General features: G+C 60.5%; 15 protein-coding genes. 10 read left to right on the top strand and 5 right to left on the bottom strand.

Features of this window, described 5'->3' with window-relative positions; translation table 11 throughout:
• Positions 1–311: 311 nt before the first annotated feature.
• The 5 genes from ACMXYI_RS05200 to ACMXYI_RS05220 all read left to right on the top strand — a co-directional run bounded on the left by ACMXYI_RS05200 (position 312) and on the right by ACMXYI_RS05220 (position 5,658).
• A complete protein-coding gene (locus ACMXYI_RS05200) occupies positions 312–1,667 on the top strand; it encodes a M16 family metallopeptidase (RefSeq protein WP_415772026.1) in 1,356 nt (451 codons plus the stop codon).
• A complete protein-coding gene (locus ACMXYI_RS05205) occupies positions 1,660–3,150 on the top strand; it encodes a M16 family metallopeptidase (protein WP_415772028.1) in 1,491 nt (496 codons plus the stop codon). The genes ACMXYI_RS05200 and ACMXYI_RS05205 overlap by 8 nt, the downstream gene beginning before the upstream one ends.
• Positions 3,150–3,761: a 16S rRNA (guanine(966)-N(2))-methyltransferase RsmD gene (gene rsmD, locus ACMXYI_RS05210; RefSeq protein ID WP_415772030.1), complete on the top strand. Its 612-nt coding sequence runs from the start codon at positions 3,150–3,152 to the stop codon at positions 3,759–3,761. The genes ACMXYI_RS05205 and rsmD overlap by 1 nt, the downstream gene beginning before the upstream one ends.
• A gap of 63 nt (positions 3,762–3,824) precedes the next feature.
• Complete coding sequence (locus tag ACMXYI_RS05215) at positions 3,825–4,823, top strand: hydrolase (RefSeq protein WP_415772031.1); 999 nt, start codon at positions 3,825–3,827, stop codon at positions 4,821–4,823.
• Positions 4,824–4,827: 4 nt separating this feature from the next.
• Positions 4,828–5,658 carry an AraC family transcriptional regulator gene (locus ACMXYI_RS05220; RefSeq protein WP_415772033.1) on the top strand — a complete coding sequence of 277 codons (831 nt, stop codon included), beginning with the start codon at positions 4,828–4,830 and terminating at the stop codon, positions 5,656–5,658.
• 5 nt (positions 5,659–5,663) lie between these two features.
• Here the strand turns inward: ACMXYI_RS05220 and ACMXYI_RS05225 are convergent, their stop codons facing one another.
• On the bottom strand, positions 5,664–6,518 hold the full coding sequence (locus ACMXYI_RS05225) for a sulfurtransferase (protein ID WP_415772035.1): 855 nt from the start codon (positions 6,516–6,518) through the stop codon (positions 5,664–5,666).
• 33 nt (positions 6,519–6,551) lie between these two features.
• Positions 6,552–7,223: a TetR/AcrR family transcriptional regulator gene (locus tag ACMXYI_RS05230; protein WP_415772036.1), complete on the bottom strand. Its 672-nt coding sequence runs from the start codon at positions 7,221–7,223 to the stop codon at positions 6,552–6,554.
• Between the two features lie 146 nt (positions 7,224–7,369).
• On the opposite strand from ACMXYI_RS05230, the gene ACMXYI_RS05235 reads away from it, so the two are divergent.
• From ACMXYI_RS05235 to ACMXYI_RS05255, 5 genes are all read left to right on the top strand, one after another.
• Positions 7,370–8,800, top strand: a complete 1,431-nt coding sequence (locus tag ACMXYI_RS05235) for a coniferyl aldehyde dehydrogenase (RefSeq protein ID WP_415772038.1) — start codon at positions 7,370–7,372, stop codon at positions 8,798–8,800.
• A 28-nt stretch (positions 8,801–8,828) separates the two neighbouring features.
• On the top strand, positions 8,829–9,374 hold the full coding sequence (locus ACMXYI_RS05240) for a twin-arginine translocation pathway signal protein (protein ID WP_415772039.1): 546 nt from the start codon (positions 8,829–8,831) through the stop codon (positions 9,372–9,374).
• A 43-nt stretch (positions 9,375–9,417) separates the two neighbouring features.
• A complete protein-coding gene (locus ACMXYI_RS05245; RefSeq protein WP_415772041.1) occupies positions 9,418–11,013 on the top strand; it encodes a GMC family oxidoreductase in 1,596 nt (531 codons plus the stop codon).
• Positions 11,014–11,128: 115 nt separating this feature from the next.
• Positions 11,129–11,608: a pantetheine-phosphate adenylyltransferase gene (gene coaD, locus ACMXYI_RS05250; protein ID WP_123368514.1), complete on the top strand. Its 480-nt coding sequence runs from the start codon at positions 11,129–11,131 to the stop codon at positions 11,606–11,608.
• A 122-nt stretch (positions 11,609–11,730) separates the two neighbouring features.
• On the top strand, positions 11,731–11,982 hold the full coding sequence (locus ACMXYI_RS05255; RefSeq protein ID WP_003195146.1) for a YfhL family 4Fe-4S dicluster ferredoxin: 252 nt from the start codon (positions 11,731–11,733) through the stop codon (positions 11,980–11,982).
• 93 nt (positions 11,983–12,075) lie between these two features.
• Here ACMXYI_RS05255 and ACMXYI_RS05260 read toward each other — a convergent pair whose 3' ends face one another.
• The 3 genes from ACMXYI_RS05260 to ACMXYI_RS05270 are packed head-to-tail and all read right to left on the bottom strand — an operon-like array spanning position 12,076 to position 14,109.
• The gene (locus tag ACMXYI_RS05260) at positions 12,076–12,399 is read right to left on the bottom strand and encodes a multidrug transporter (RefSeq protein ID WP_415772043.1); all 324 of its coding nucleotides are present in this window, start codon (positions 12,397–12,399) and stop codon (positions 12,076–12,078) included.
• A 53-nt stretch (positions 12,400–12,452) separates the two neighbouring features.
• Positions 12,453–13,265: a bifunctional DNA-formamidopyrimidine glycosylase/DNA-(apurinic or apyrimidinic site) lyase gene (mutM, locus tag ACMXYI_RS05265; RefSeq protein ID WP_415772045.1), complete on the bottom strand. Its 813-nt coding sequence runs from the start codon at positions 13,263–13,265 to the stop codon at positions 12,453–12,455.
• 28 nt (positions 13,266–13,293) lie between these two features.
• Positions 13,294–14,109 carry an HDOD domain-containing protein gene (locus tag ACMXYI_RS05270; RefSeq protein WP_415773862.1) on the bottom strand — a complete coding sequence of 272 codons (816 nt, stop codon included), beginning with the start codon at positions 14,107–14,109 and terminating at the stop codon, positions 13,294–13,296.
• Between the last annotated feature and the right edge of the window lie 204 nt (positions 14,110–14,313).

The raw sequence follows: 14,313 nt of genomic DNA on the forward strand, positions 1-14,313 counted from the left end.
AAGGGCGCCCCGGCAAATAAATATTCGATGCAGAACAGACTGCGATTGACCCAGCTTGTTCACGCGCAACATTTTGTCGAGGTGCAAACAGCACCTCAAAGGTCGACTAATACGAAGGACTGGAACGGCATCGTCGGCGAAAACGCAGAGTTTAGCTGACAAACTCAAAGCTTCCGCCGTAAACCCAAACAACCTGCTGACCGATCAAAGGCCTGATAGGCGTGGCCGCCAGTAAAACGGATCAGTATCCTAGCACCCTCTCGCCCGCCGACGCTAAGACCAAGCGGGCAGCCCCAAAGGTTTAAAAACGAATGAATGCTCTAGCCCGCCGCGCTGCAGGCCTGCTGCTCAGCACAGTTTGTCTGCCCCTCTCGGCCCTGGCTGCCGATCCACAACCCACCCACGAATTCACCCTCGATAACGGCCTGAAGGTCGTCGTGCGCGAAGACCATCGTGCGCCGGTGGTGGTTTCCCAAGTCTGGTACAAGGTCGGCTCTAGCTACGAGACCCCGGGTCAGACCGGTTTGTCCCACGCCCTGGAACACATGATGTTCAAGGGCAGCGAGAAAGTCGGCCCCGGTGAAGCCTCGCTGATCCTGCGCGACCTCGGTGCCGAAGAGAACGCGTTCACCAGCGATGACTTCACAGCTTATTACCAGGTGCTGGCCCGCGACCGTCTGGGCGTGGCCTTCGAGCTGGAAGCCGACCGCATGGCCAGCCTGCGCCTGCCGGCCGACGAGTTCGCCCGCGAGATCGAAGTCATTAAAGAAGAACGTCGCCTGCGCACTGACGACAAGCCGATGTCCAAGGCCTACGAACGCTACAAGGCCATGGCTTACCCGGCCAGCGGTTACCACACGCCGACCATCGGCTGGATGGCTGACCTGGACCGCATGAAAGTCGAAGAGCTGCGCCACTGGTACCAATCCTGGTACGTGCCGAACAACGCCACGTTGGTGGTGGTGGGCGACGTGACCCCTGACGAGGTCAAAACCCTGGCCCAGCGCTATTTCGGCCCGATCGCCAAACGTGATGTGCCATCGGCGAAAATCCCGCTGGAACTGGCTGAACCCGGCGAACGGCAGATCACCCTGCACGTGAAGACCCAACTGCCAAGCCTGATGCTGGGTTTCAACGTGCCAAGCATCGCCACCGCTGAAGACAAACGCTCGGTCAACGCCTTGCGCCTGATCTCGGCCCTGCTCGACGGCGGCTACAGCGGCCGTATCCCGACACAACTGGAACGCGGCGAAGAGCTGGTGTCCGGCGGTTCGTCGAGTTACGACGCCTATACCCGAGGTGATAGCCTGTTCACCTTGTCCGCAACACCCAATACCCAGAAAAACAAAACCATGGCCCAGGCTGAAGCTGGCCTGTGGAAGCTGCTCGAACAGTTGAAAACCACCGCGCCGTCCGCGGAAGAGCTGGAACGTGTCCGCGCACAGGTCATCGCTGGCCTGGTTTACGAGCGTGACTCGATCACCAGCCAGGCCACCGCCATTGGCCAACTGGAAACTGTCGGCCTGTCGTGGAAGCTGATGGACACCGAACTCGCCGAGCTGGAAAGCGTGACCCCGGAAGACATCCAGAAAGCCGCCAAGCTGTATTTCACCCGCGAACGTCTCAGCGTCGCCCATGTATTGCCAGAGGAGACGACTCATGAGTGAGCGTAAAAAACCGCGCCTGGCCCTGATGGGCCTGATCGCTGTCGCATTGATCGGGTCTGCCGCGTTTTACTTCTCGAAGACCGACGAATCCAAGGCCAGCGAAGCCCTCGACAAGGCCAAGGCCAGCCAGAAGCTGCAATCGCTGGCAGAACTCGACGGCAAGGCGCCAAGCCACCGCACCCTGGACGTGCAGACCTGGAAAACCGCCGAAGGCGCCAAGGTGCTGTTCGTTGAAGCCCGGGAGCTGCCGATGTTCGACATGCGCCTGATCTTCGCCGCCGGCAGCAGCCAGGACGGCGATGCACCTGGCCTCTCCGTGCTGACCAACGCCATGCTCAACGAAGGTGTGGCCGGCAAAGACGTTGGCGCTATCGCTCAGGGCTTCGAAGGCCTGGGCGCAGACTTTGGCAACGGCGCATTCAAGGACATGGCCCTGGCGTCCCTGCGCAGCCTCAGTGCCGCGGACAAACGCGAACCGGCCCTGAAGTTGTTCTCTGAAGTCATCGGCAAACCGACCTTCCCGGCCGACTCCTTTGCGCGCATCAAGAACCAGATGCTCGCCGGTTTCGAATACCAGAAGCAGAACCCGGGCAAACTCGCGAGCCTGGAGCTGATGAACCGTCTGTACGGCGATCACCCGTACGCGCACTCCAGCGACGGCACGGCGAAAACCGTTCCAGCCATCACACTGGCTCAACTGAAGGCGTTCCATGAGAAGGCCTACGCGGCTGGCAACGTGGTGATTGCGCTGGTGGGCGACCTGTCTCGTGCCGAGGCGGAGGCGATTGCTGCGCAAGTCTCCAGCGCGCTGCCAAAAGGCCCTGAGCTGGCGAGAATCCCGCAACCGGCGGAACCGAAAGCCAGCATCGGTCACATCGAATTTCCGTCCAAGCAGACCAACCTGATGCTCGCGCAATTGGGCATCGACCGTGACGACCCGGACTACGCGGCACTGTCCATGGGTAACCAGATTCTTGGCGGCGGTGGATTCGGCACGCGGTTGATGAGCGAAGTGCGCGAGAAGCGCGGCCTGACTTATGGCGTGTATTCGGGCTTCACCCCGATGCAGGCACGCGGCCCGTTCATGATCAACCTGCAAACCCGCGCCGAGATGAGCGAAGGCACGCTGAAACTGGTGCAGGACGTGCTCGCCGACTACCTTAAAACCGGCCCGACCCAGAAAGAACTCGACGACGCCAAGCGTGAACTGGCCGGCAGCTTCCCGCTGTCCACCGCCAGCAACGCCGATATCGTTGGCCAACTCGGCGCCATGGGTTTCTACAGCCTGCCGCTGAGTTACCTGGATGACTTTATGCGCGAGTCCCAGAGCCTGACGGTCGAGCAGGTCAAAACCGCACTGAACAAACACTTGAGCACGGATAAAATGGTCATCGTCAGCGCTGGCCCGACCGTGCCGCAAAAGCCGTTACCGGCCCCAACTGATAAACCTGCCGAGCAACCGCTCGGGGTTCCGGAGCATTAATGGCCACTCGTCCAAAAAAACCCGTACACAACGTCCATAACGGCGTGAACCAACTGCGCATTATCGGCGGCGAATGGGGCAGCCGGAAGCTGAGCTTCCCGGATGCCCCGGGCCTGCGTCCGACCCCGGACCGGGTGCGTGAAACCCTGTTCAACTGGCTCGCGCCGTATGTCGCTGGCGCCAAGGTTCTAGACCCGTTCGCCGGCAGCGGCGCGTTATTCCTCGAAGCCTTGTCCCGTGGCGCGGCCATGGGTCAGGCGCTGGACGCCAGTCACATCGCGGTCGCCAGCATCAAGGAACATCTGGGCACGCTGCGCTGCACCACCGGCCAGATTCAGACCGCCGATGCCCTGCGCTACCTGGAAACCCAGACAGCGACTGCCTACGACCTGGTGTTCCTCGACCCGCCGTTCAACCAGAACCTGTTGCCGGGCGTTTGCGCATTGCTTGAAGAGCGTCAGTGGCTGGCCGATGAAGCCTGGATCTACACTGAAAGCGAGAATGCGCCATCGAGCCTTGGCTTACCAGGCAACTGGCGCCTGCACCGGGAGCAGAAATCCGGGCGGGTGTATTACGCGTTGTGGCAACGTATGGCAGAGATTGCCGGTTAATCAACCGGCCTGAAAAAGGTGCGCGCCTCAAACGAGGCTCGCACCGCTGCATCGAGAACCATCGTGTCCCATCTGCCAGAACGTTTCACCCCCGCCTTCGGCCTCGGCAACCCGCACTTGCAAACCTTGTGGGGACCGCTGTGGCGCAAAACCACGCACATCGAACGCCAGCGCGAACGCTTGTGGCTTGAGGATGGCGACTTTCTCGACCTCGACTGGCACGGCCCGCACAGCGCCAATGCACCACTGGTGCTGGTGTTGCACGGCCTGACCGGCTCTTCAAATTCGCCTTACGTGGCCGGGGTGCAAAAAGCACTGGGCGCCCAAGGCTGGGCCAGCGTCGCACTGAACTGGCGCGGCTGTTCGGGTGAACCGAATCTATTGCCGCGCAGCTACCATTCCGGTGCCAGTGAAGACCTGGCCGAAACCATCAAACACCTGAAGGCCCAACGACCGCTCGCGCCGTTGTATGCGGTCGGCTATTCCCTGGGCGGCAATGTGTTGCTCAAGCATTTGGGCGAATCCGGCAGCAGTAGTGGCGTGGTCGGTGCGGTGGCGGTGTCGGTGCCGTTTCGTCTCGATCAATGCGCCGACCGTATCGGCCAGGGTTTCTCCAAGGTCTATCAGGCGCATTTCATGCGCGAGATGGTGGCCTACATCAAGAACAAACAACGCAAGTTTCAGCATGACGGGCGCGAGGATGGACTGGCGGCATTGGCCGCGCTGGGCTCGCTGGAAAACATGCGCACGTTCTGGGATTTCGATGGCCGGGTCACGGCGCCGCTGAACGGTTTCGTCGATGCCGAGGATTACTATCGCCGCGCCTCGAGTCGCTATTTCCTTGGCGAGATTCGTACACCGACCCTGATTATTCAGGCGGCCGATGACCCGTTTGTCTTTCCTCATAGCCTGCCGCACGCCGACGAATTGTCCGCCTGCACTCAATTCGAGTTACAGACCAAGGGTGGGCATGTCGGCTTCGTCGAGGGTTCGTTCAGGCAACCGGGTTACTACCTGGAACGCCGCATCCCGCAATGGCTGACCGCCGTGGGTCGTCAGTAAGGCCATGGACGTCAATCAGGGCGAGTCGATCCGATTCTGGCAAACAGCGCCGCTGGCCGGCGTCGAGTTATTGTCCGCACGCTACATCGAACACCGTTTCGCACCTCATGTGCATGACGGTTACGTGATCGGCATGATCATGGCCGGCGCCCAGCGTTATCGCTACCGTGGCGCCGAACACCTGGCGGGCAGCGGTACGCTGGTGCTGATCAATCCGGATGAACTGCACACCGGCCATAAAGGCACGGAGGATGGTTGGTTGTATCGAGCGTTCTATCCGGACAGCGGTCAGATTCTCTCGCTGTTGGCGGAGCTGGAACTGCCGACCAACAACTTGCCGGCGTTTGGCGCGACGCTGTATCGCGATCCGGATCTGTTGAAGGGGTTCTGCCAACTGCATCGTCTACTGGAAAGTCCGTCCACTGCATTACAACAACAAACGGTCTGGCGGGAAATGATGCTGTCGCTGCTGCAACGGCACGCGGCCGTGCCGGTTGCCGGCAAGCCGGGCAAGGAACATCGGGCGGTGACACTGGCCAAGGATTTGCTGCAAGCACAACTGGCGACGCCGCCTTCGCTGGAAGAACTGGCAGCGGCGGTCAACCTTTCACCCTTCCACTTCGCCCGGGTGTTCCGCCGCGCCACGGGCATGCCGCCGCACACCTGGCTGATGCAGCAGCGCATCGCCCGGGCGCGGGCGCTGTTACAGAGCGGTTGCCTGCCGCTGGAAGTGGCGACGCAGTTGGGGTTTGCTGACCAGAGTCATCTGAGTCGGCAATTCAAGCAGGTTTACGGCGTGGGACCGGGCGCGTATCGCAGCGCCCGGCTGTTCTGAGGAGATTACTCGCCCTTGGCGACGCCCCGCGCAGGATCGTTGATCCACTCGCTCCATGAACCGGCATACAACGTTCCCAACGGATAACCCGCCAGGCACAGCGCGAACAGGTTGTGACAGGCCGTCACGCCAGAACCGCAGTACGCCACCAGATCGGTCGGCGAACGATCACCGAGCTTCTCGGCAAAACGCTGTTTGAGCTGATCGGCCGGCAGAAAACGCCCGTCGCTGCCCAGGTTGTCGGTGAACGCTGCACATTGCGCGCCGGGGATGTGTCCGGCAATCGGGTCGATCGGCTCTACTTCGCCCTTGAAACGCGGCAAGCCGCGGGCATCGAGCAGGGTCAGTGCGGGCTGACCGAGACGTTGCTGGAGCTGTTCGGCGCTCAAGATCAGCGCGTTGTCCGGTGTCCCTGTGAAGGTGCCCCGTTCAATCTGCGGCGCATCAAGACTCAGGGGCAAACCGGCCGCGTGCCAGGCCTTGAGCCCGCCATCGAGGATGAACACGCCGTCACGTTTGCCCAGCCAGGCCAGTAACCACCAGGCCCGCGCCGCGTAGGCACCCGGACCGTCGTCGTACAAAATCACATCGCTGTCGGCGTTGACGCCCCAGGCTTGCAGACGTTCGATCAAGTCTTCAGGTTCAGGCAACGGATGGCGCCCGGTCACACCCTTGACCACTGTCCCGCTCAAATCACGCTCAAGATCGGCAAAGCTCGACCCGGCAATATGCCCTTCGGCATAGCTGCGCTGACCGTAATCCGGGTCTTCGAGGGCAAAACGACAATCCAGAATCACCAGCCCCGGCTGCTCCTTTTTCAGGTCCAACGCTTGCGGGCTGATCAGTTGCGCAATGGGCATAACGGGCTCCTGTGATTAAGTCTGTTTTGAATCCTACTGCACTTCTTCCAGCGCTTGGGCCAGCGGCACGTAAAACTCCTCGAACAGCGCATTCACCGCCTCGCGAGACTGATCCGTGACAAAACCGGCCTCAAGCACCAGCACCTGATATACACCACGTTTAATGGCCCGCTCGCTCAGGTGATTGGAATTTTCACGCGTGGTGCAGAGAAAACGCACCCAGGACGTCAGGATGATCCAGGCATTGAGCGTCAGGGATTCGATCTGAACCTTGTCCATTTGCAGGATGCCGGCCTCGACGAAGCCCGCGTAGATGTGCGTGCCATGGATCAGGCAGCGTTGGGAAAAGCGCCGATAACGGGCGGCCAGCTCCGGGTCACTGTCGAGCAGGTGCTCCAGATCGCGGTGCAAAAACCGGTAGCGCCACATGGCGGCCAGCAATTCCTGAAGGTAGAAGCGCTTGTCTTCGACCGTGGCGGCACGGCCCTGGGGCGGGCGCAGAAAGCTGTCCACCAGGCTTTCGTACTCACTGAACAGCACGGCGATGATCGCCTGCTTGTTGGGGAAGTGGTAGTACAGGTTGCCCGGGGAAATTTCCATGTGGGCAGCAATGTGGTTGGTGCTGATGCTGCGCTCACCCTGCTGATTGAACAGCTCCAGGCTGTTCTGCACGATGCGCTCGCTGGTTTTGATCCGAGGGGCCATGGCTTGGGCTTTAATTCAAAGTGCGTTGACCGGCATCTTACGACCTATCCGCGGGTGGATAAAACAAAGCTGCGCCAGGATGTCATTTGACTTTCTAGAGCATGGACTCTAAATAGTCCCTCATTACAATAAATCCGGAGCCGACCATGACTGCTGACATCGCCTACCTGCAGAACCTGCAGCAGCCTCTGGAAGAGCTCCAGACCCTGTTCGACGCTCAACGCGCGGCGTATGCCGCCAATCCGATGCCGCCCGCCGCACAGCGCCAGCAATGGCTAAAAGCCCTGCGCGATCTGTTGAGCAATGAGCGTCAGGCATTGATCGATGCCATCAGCCAGGATTTCAGCCATCGCAGCGCTGATGAAACCCTGCTCGCCGAACTGATGCCCAGCCTGCACGGCATTCACTACGCCAGTCAGCACCTCAAAGGCTGGATGAAGGCGTCGAAGCGCAAGGTCGGGGTTGCCTTTCAACCTGCGGCGGCCAAAGTCATTTATCAACCGTTGGGTGTGGTCGGGGTGATCGTGCCGTGGAACTACCCGCTTTATTTGGCCATCGGGCCATTGGTCGGCGCGTTGTCGGCAGGCAATCGGGTGATGCTCAAGCTCAGCGAATCGACCCCCGCCACCGGTTTGTTGCTCAAGGAACTGCTGGGCCGAATCTTCCCGCAAGACCTGGTCTGCGTGGTACTGGGCGAAGCCGATATCGGTGTCGCGTTCTCCAGGTTGCGTTTCGATCACCTGCTGTTCACCGGCGCCACCAGCATCGGCAAACACGTGATGCGTGCGGCGGCTGAGAACCTGACCCCGGTGACCCTCGAACTCGGCGGTAAATCCCCGGCCATCGTGTCCCGCGACGTGCCGCTCAAGGACGCTGCCGAACGCATCGCCTTCGGCAAGACGCTCAACGCCGGGCAGACCTGCGTGGCCCCGGACTATGTGCTGGTGCCGGAAGATCGCGTCGGAGCGTTCGTCGAAGCCTATCGCCAGGCAGTTCGCGGGTTTTATCCGACCCTGACCGACAACCCGGACTACACCGCGATCATCAATGACCGGCAATTGGCGCGCCTCAACGGCTACATCAGCGACGCCACCAGCAAGGGCGCGCTGCTGATTTCATTGTTCGACAAGGGCCAGGGGCGTCGCATGAGCCACAGCCTGCTGCTCAACGTCAGCAACGACATGATGGTGATGCAGGACGAAATCTTCGGCCCGCTGTTGCCGATCGTTCCCTACAAGGATCTGGATCAGGCTTTTGCCTATATCAATGAACGACCTCGTCCACTGGCCCTGTATTACTTCGGCTACGACAAGCGTGAGCAACACCGCGTACTTCACGAAACCCATTCCGGTGGCGTGTGCCTGAACGACACCCTGCTGCACGTCGCTCAGGACGATATGCCATTCGGCGGGATCGGCGCCTCGGGCATGGGCCATTACCACGGCCACGAAGGTTTCCTGACGTTCAGCAAAGCCAAAGGTGTGCTGATCAAACAGCGGTTCAATGCGGCGAAATTGATCTACCCGCCGTACGGAAAATCCATACAGAAGCTGATTCAGAAGCTGTTTATCCGCTAACGATCATCCCCTTCGGGTAATAACAATAATGAGCCCAAGTCTGTCCGATACACCCGCGCTGTCACGGCGCGGCTTGCTTAAGTTCAGCCTGGGAGCCAGCGCTTTTCTCGCCACCGCCGGTTTGGGCGCGAGCCTCAGCGGCTGCTCATCGAGCGTGCCGGCCAAGGGTTTCGCGATTCTGCGCAGCGGTGACTTGCTGTTTTTGCGAGCACTGATTCCGGTGATGCTCGACGGCGCTGTGGCCGTCAAAAAAATGCCGACGGCCGTCGGTGAAACCCTGCACTGCCTGGATAACGGTCTGAATCATCTGTCGCCGGAAATGCTCAAGCTGACCCGGCAGTTGTTCGATGTACTGGGAATGAGCATCACCCGCGGCCCACTGACCGGGATCTGGGGCAGCTGGGAAAACGCCAGTGCCGACGAGATCCGGCACTTTCTCGATCGCTGGGAAAACAGCTCGTTAAGTCTTCTGCGCATGGGCCACAGCTCGCTGCTGCAAGTGGTGATGATGGCGTGGTACAGCCGGGCGGAATCATGGGCGCATTGCGGGTATCCCGGGCCGCCTACCGTTTGAGATCGGCCCGCCCACACCTCCAATAATAAAAAGAGAACTGAAGATGCCCGTACCCGATCCGTTCCGCGAAGGCCTGGCCCGTGGCTGGAAAACCTATAACGGTTCACAACTGACCCAGGACCTGACCCTCGAAGCGGACGTGGCAATTATCGGCAGCGGCGCGGGCGGCGGCACCACCGCCGAAATCCTCAGCGCCGCGGGCTACAAGGTATTACTGATCGAGGAAGGCCCGCTCAAGACCAGCAGCGACTTCAAGATGCTCGAAGACCAGGCCTACACCAGCCTCTATCAGGAAGGTATCGGCCGCATGAGCAAGGACGGCGCGATCACCATCCTTCAGGGCCGGGCGGTGGGCGGCACCACGCTGATCAATTGGACCTCAAGCTTTCGCACGCCGGACCCGACCCTCGACCACTGGGCCAAGGAACACGACGTCAAAGGCCACACGCCGACCGAGATGGCGCCGTGGTTCGAGAAAATGGAGCAGCGCCTGGGCGTCGCCCCCTGGATGATCCCGCCCAACGCCAACAACGACGTGATCCGCAAAGGCTGCGAAAAACTCGGCTACGCCTGGCATGTGATCCCGCGCAACGTGCGTGGCTGTTGGAACCTGGGCTATTGCGGCATGGGCTGCCCGACCAACGCCAAGCAATCGATGCTGGTCACGACCATCCCGGCAACCCTGGAAAAAGGCGGCGAATTGCTCTATCTGGCTCGCGCCGAAAAGCTCTTGATCAGCGGCGACAAGGTCACGGGCTTGCATTGCGTAGCGATGGACGACCGCTGCGTCGCGCCTACCGGACACACGATCACGGTCAAGGCGCGGCATTACGTACTGGCCGGTGGCGGGATCAACAGCCCGGCGCTGCTCATGCGCTCCGAGGCGCCGGATCCGCACAAACGGCTGGGTAAACGGACTTTTCTACACTTGGTGAACATGTCGGCCGGGCTGTTCGACGAAGTGATCAACCCGTTTTATGGTGCGCCACAGTCGATCTATTCCGACCATTTCCAATGGCCGGACGGCACCACCGGGAAAATGTCTTACAAACTCGAAGTACCGCCGCTGCATCCGGCACTGGCCACGACCCTGCTCGGCGGTTTCGGCAAGGAAAACGCCCAACACATGGAAAAACTGCCCCACACCCACGCCATGCTGGCCTTGCTGCGGGACGGTTTCCACCCGGACAGCCCCGGCGGCAGCGTCGAGTTGCGCGGTGACGGCACGCCGGTGCTCGACTATCAGGTTTCACCCTATGCCTGGGACGGATTACGTCGGGCGTTCCACAGCATGGCCGAGATCCAGTTCGCGGGCGGTGCCAATGCGGTAATGCCAATGCACGCCGACGCTCGCTACGTGAAAACCCTGGCCGAAGCGCGCACGCTGATCGACGGCCTGAGCCTTGAGCTGTACCGCACACGCCTGGGCAGCGCCCATGTGATGGGCGGTTGTGCCATGGGTGAAGACCCGAAAAACGCGGTGACCGACAGCCTCGGCCGGCATCATCAGTTAGGCAACCTGTCGATTCATGATGGCTCGCTGTTCCCCACCAGCATTGGCGCAAACCCGCAATTGTCGGTCTACGGGCTGACAGCGCAGTTGGCAACTTCTTTGGCCGAACGTTTGAAAAACCCATGAAAATGGAGAATATTCCAATGGTCTATAGTGCTTTCTTACCCAAAAGGCGACTTGGCCGACCGGGAAGGCTGCGATACCATCCGACTCCCCAACGGACTCCCGCCAGGACGACGCGATGAACCGAGTGTTGTACCCAGGTACCTTCGACCCTATTACCAAGGGCCATGGCGATCTGGTCGAACGCGCCGCGCGCCTGTTCGATCATGTGATCATCGCCGTCGCCGCCAGCCCGAAGAAAAACCCGTTGTTTCCCCTGGAACAACGTGTGGCGCTGGCCCGCGAGGTCACTAAACATCTGCCGAACGTTGAAGTCGTCGGCTTCTCGACGTTGCTGGCGCATTTCGCCAAAGAGAAGAACGCCAACGTGTTCCTGCGTGGTTTGCGTGCGGTATCGGACTTCGAATACGAATTCCAGCTGGCCAACATGAACCGTCAGCTGGCACCGGATGTGGAAAGTCTGTTTCTTACCCCGTCCGAGCGTTATTCGTACATTTCCTCGACGCTGGTGCGTGAAATCGCAGCCCTGGGCGGTGATATCACCAAGTTCGTCCACCCTGTGGTGGCGGACGCCCTGAACGAACGCTTCAAAAAGTAGGAGCTGCCGCAGGCTGCGATCTTTTCCCTTGATCGCGCCCGCGTGCACTGCGGGCGCCAATGCGGCACAATTGTGCGCATTGGTTTATTGCGCCCGGGCCTTCCGCCCTGGCTGGAGTTAGCATGTCCCTGATCATCACCGACGATTGCATCAACTGCGACGTCTGCGAACCCGAGTGCCCGAACGCCGCCATCTCCCAGGGCGAAGAGATCTACGTGATCGACCCTAACCTGTGCACCCAGTGCGTCGGCCACTACGACGAACCTCAGTGCCAGCAAGTGTGCCCGGTGGATTGCATTCCGCTGGACGAGGCGCATCCGGAGACTGAAGAGCAGTTGATGGAGAAGTACCGGAAGATTACTGGTAAGGCTTGAGGGCCCCAAAAGATCGCAGGCTTCGGCAGCTCCTACATGGAATCGCATTCCCCCTGTAGGAGCTGCCGAAGCCTGCGATCTTTTGATCTTGATTCACTCCCGCTGCTCAAACCCATCCCCAATACACCCCAAGCACCGCACAAACGCCGCTTTCGCCGGGTCGACCACCAACGCCTGCCCCGCATCGCCGACGCCGCCACCCAACGCGGTAAACGGCAACGACACCACAAACGCCCCTGCACCGATCACCGTCGCCACGACCAGCAAAGGTCGGGCGATCAGCAAATCGCCGAGCATGGCGTACGCCGGGGGATTCTGGATGGTGTAACGCGGGTCGCCGCTGCCCGTGTTTGCTGCCAGCGCTGGCGCACCGACGCTCAGCAGCAAAACGACGACAACGGTTCGAAACAGGTTCATGGCACGGTCCTTGGGTTAGGCAGTCAGAACACTGACTATAGACCCTTGGCGTATCAGCTCTGACAACGCGGGCAAAAGACGCTGGCGCGCTGCCCGAGCTTCACTTCCCGCAACTCCGTGCCACAGACCTTGCAGGGCGCGCCGCCACGGCCGTACACGAACAGCTCCTGCTGGAAATAACCCGGCTGACCGTCACCGCCGATAAAGTCGCGCAGTGTGGTGCCGCCGCGCTCGATAGCGGCCGCCAGGATGCGTTTGATCTCGATCGCCAGTTTCAGATAACGCGCCCGAGAGATGCTCTTGGCCTCACGACGCGGATCGATACCGGCGGCGAACAACGCTTCGGTGGCGTAGATATTGCCCACGCCAACCACCACCGCGTTGTCCATGATGAACGGCTTGACCGACATGGATCGCCCGCGGGACTGCTGGAACAAGCGTTCGCCGTCGAACAGGTCGGTCAACGGCTCCGGCCCCAGGCGAATCAACAACTCGTGGTTGAGCGGATCGAGGCTCCAGAGCATCGCGCCAAACCGTCGCGGGTCGGTGTAACGCAAGGCCAGGCCGGATTCCAGTTCGATGTCCACATGCTCATGCTTGGCCACCGGCGTGCCGACTTCCACCAGACGCAGATTCCCCGACATCCCCAAATGGCTGATCAGCGTGCCGACTTCGGCATTGATCAGCAGGTACTTCGCGCGTCGCTCCACCAGCACGATGCGCTGGCCAGACAGCCGCACATCCAGGTCTTCGGGAATGGGCCAGCGCAAGCGCCGCTCACGCACGATCACCCGGCTGACGCGCTGGCCTTCCAGGTGCGGCGCAATTCCGCGGCGGGTGGTTTCGACTTCAGGCAGTTCCGGCATGGTGCTCTCGAATCAGGCTGTACAACGCTCAGCGGTGCGCGCCAAGGTCGCGAATCGTTTGTTTGAGGGTCTCGAAGTCATAGTCCGAGAGACCGACATAATCGAGCACCAGCGGTGCGATGCTGTTCCACTCGTGGTCATCACGCTGGTTGCCCAGCACCCGGAAAGACGCACAAATGTGCTCGGCCATTTTCAGGATCGCCAGCAGGTTTTTCAGCTGACTGTTGCGCGACGACTCATCGCTGAAGATCGCCAACGCATTGTGGTGATTGGCGATGGCGGCGGTCACATGCTCCGGCAGGCGCCAGGATTTGGCGGTGTAATAACCCACCACCGCATGATTGGTATTGAACACCCGATTCTCAGTGTCCACCACCCGACATTCGGCGCCGGCGCTGGCATAGGCCTCTTCCAGAACGGTCATGTAGTTGGGGAAGCGCTGGAGCATCAGCGGCACGCCGCAGTCATGGAACAGGCCCAACGCGTACGCTTCATCGCCAGCCTGGACGCCGATGCGCTTGGCCAGGGTCAGGCAGGTCATCGCCACGTCCTGAGCGGTGTCCCAGAACCGATTCAAGGTGACAATGGTGTCGTCGTTCATCTCGCCCTTGATCGACTGCGCGTTGATCAGGTTGATGATCGAGCGGCTGCCCAGCAGATTCACCGCACGCTGAATCGAGGCGATCTTGTTGCTCAAGCCGTAATACGGCGAGTTGACGATTTTCAACAAGGCGCCAGAGAGGCCCGGGTCCTGGGAGATCAGCTTCGCGATCACCTCCAGATCCGGATCGGGCATGTACTGTTCCATCTGCAAATCCACCATGATTTGCGGCTGGGCCGGCACGCTGATGCCTTGCAGGGACTGTTGAATCTGTTCGGTAGTCAGCTCTGGGGACATAAGTACACACTCTGGGACAGGCGGCGATTCTAACCCTTATAAAGTTGGATCCGACACCTTGGCCGATCCATCGCCTGAAGTTTCATCAAATGCCGGCCCTTCCTCACCGCATGTCCATCCGCCAAACCGTGGCCGTGCGCAACACGCTAT

Source organism: Pseudomonas lyxosi, from assembly GCF_047758685.1.
GTDB lineage: Bacteria > Pseudomonadota > Gammaproteobacteria > Pseudomonadales > Pseudomonadaceae > Aquipseudomonas > Aquipseudomonas lyxosi.

What these genes read in the sequence shown, in the direction of transcription:
- ACMXYI_RS05200 (WP_415772026.1), top strand. Translation starts at nt 312, where the DNA reads ATGAATGCTCTAGCCCGCCGCGCTGCAGGCCTGCTGCTCAGCACAGTT.
- ACMXYI_RS05205 (WP_415772028.1), top strand. Translation starts at nt 1,660, where the DNA reads ATGAGTGAGCGTAAAAAACCGCGCCTGGCCCTGATGGGCCTGATCGCT.
- rsmD (WP_415772030.1), top strand. Translation starts at nt 3,150, where the DNA reads ATGGCCACTCGTCCAAAAAAACCCGTACACAACGTCCATAACGGCGTG.
- ACMXYI_RS05220 (WP_415772033.1), top strand. Translation starts at nt 4,828, where the DNA reads ATGGACGTCAATCAGGGCGAGTCGATCCGATTCTGGCAAACAGCGCCG.
- ACMXYI_RS05225 (WP_415772035.1), bottom strand. Translation starts at nt 6,518, where the DNA reads ATGCCCATTGCGCAACTGATCAGCCCGCAAGCGTTGGACCTGAAAAAG.
- ACMXYI_RS05230 (WP_415772036.1), bottom strand. Translation starts at nt 7,223, where the DNA reads ATGGCCCCTCGGATCAAAACCAGCGAGCGCATCGTGCAGAACAGCCTG.
- ACMXYI_RS05235 (WP_415772038.1), top strand. Translation starts at nt 7,370, where the DNA reads ATGACTGCTGACATCGCCTACCTGCAGAACCTGCAGCAGCCTCTGGAA.
- ACMXYI_RS05240 (WP_415772039.1), top strand. Translation starts at nt 8,829, where the DNA reads ATGAGCCCAAGTCTGTCCGATACACCCGCGCTGTCACGGCGCGGCTTG.
- ACMXYI_RS05245 (WP_415772041.1), top strand. Translation starts at nt 9,418, where the DNA reads ATGCCCGTACCCGATCCGTTCCGCGAAGGCCTGGCCCGTGGCTGGAAA.
- coaD (WP_123368514.1), top strand. Translation starts at nt 11,129, where the DNA reads ATGAACCGAGTGTTGTACCCAGGTACCTTCGACCCTATTACCAAGGGC.
- ACMXYI_RS05255 (WP_003195146.1), top strand. Translation starts at nt 11,731, where the DNA reads ATGTCCCTGATCATCACCGACGATTGCATCAACTGCGACGTCTGCGAA.
- ACMXYI_RS05260 (WP_415772043.1), bottom strand. Translation starts at nt 12,399, where the DNA reads ATGAACCTGTTTCGAACCGTTGTCGTCGTTTTGCTGCTGAGCGTCGGT.
- mutM (WP_415772045.1), bottom strand. Translation starts at nt 13,265, where the DNA reads ATGCCGGAACTGCCTGAAGTCGAAACCACCCGCCGCGGAATTGCGCCG.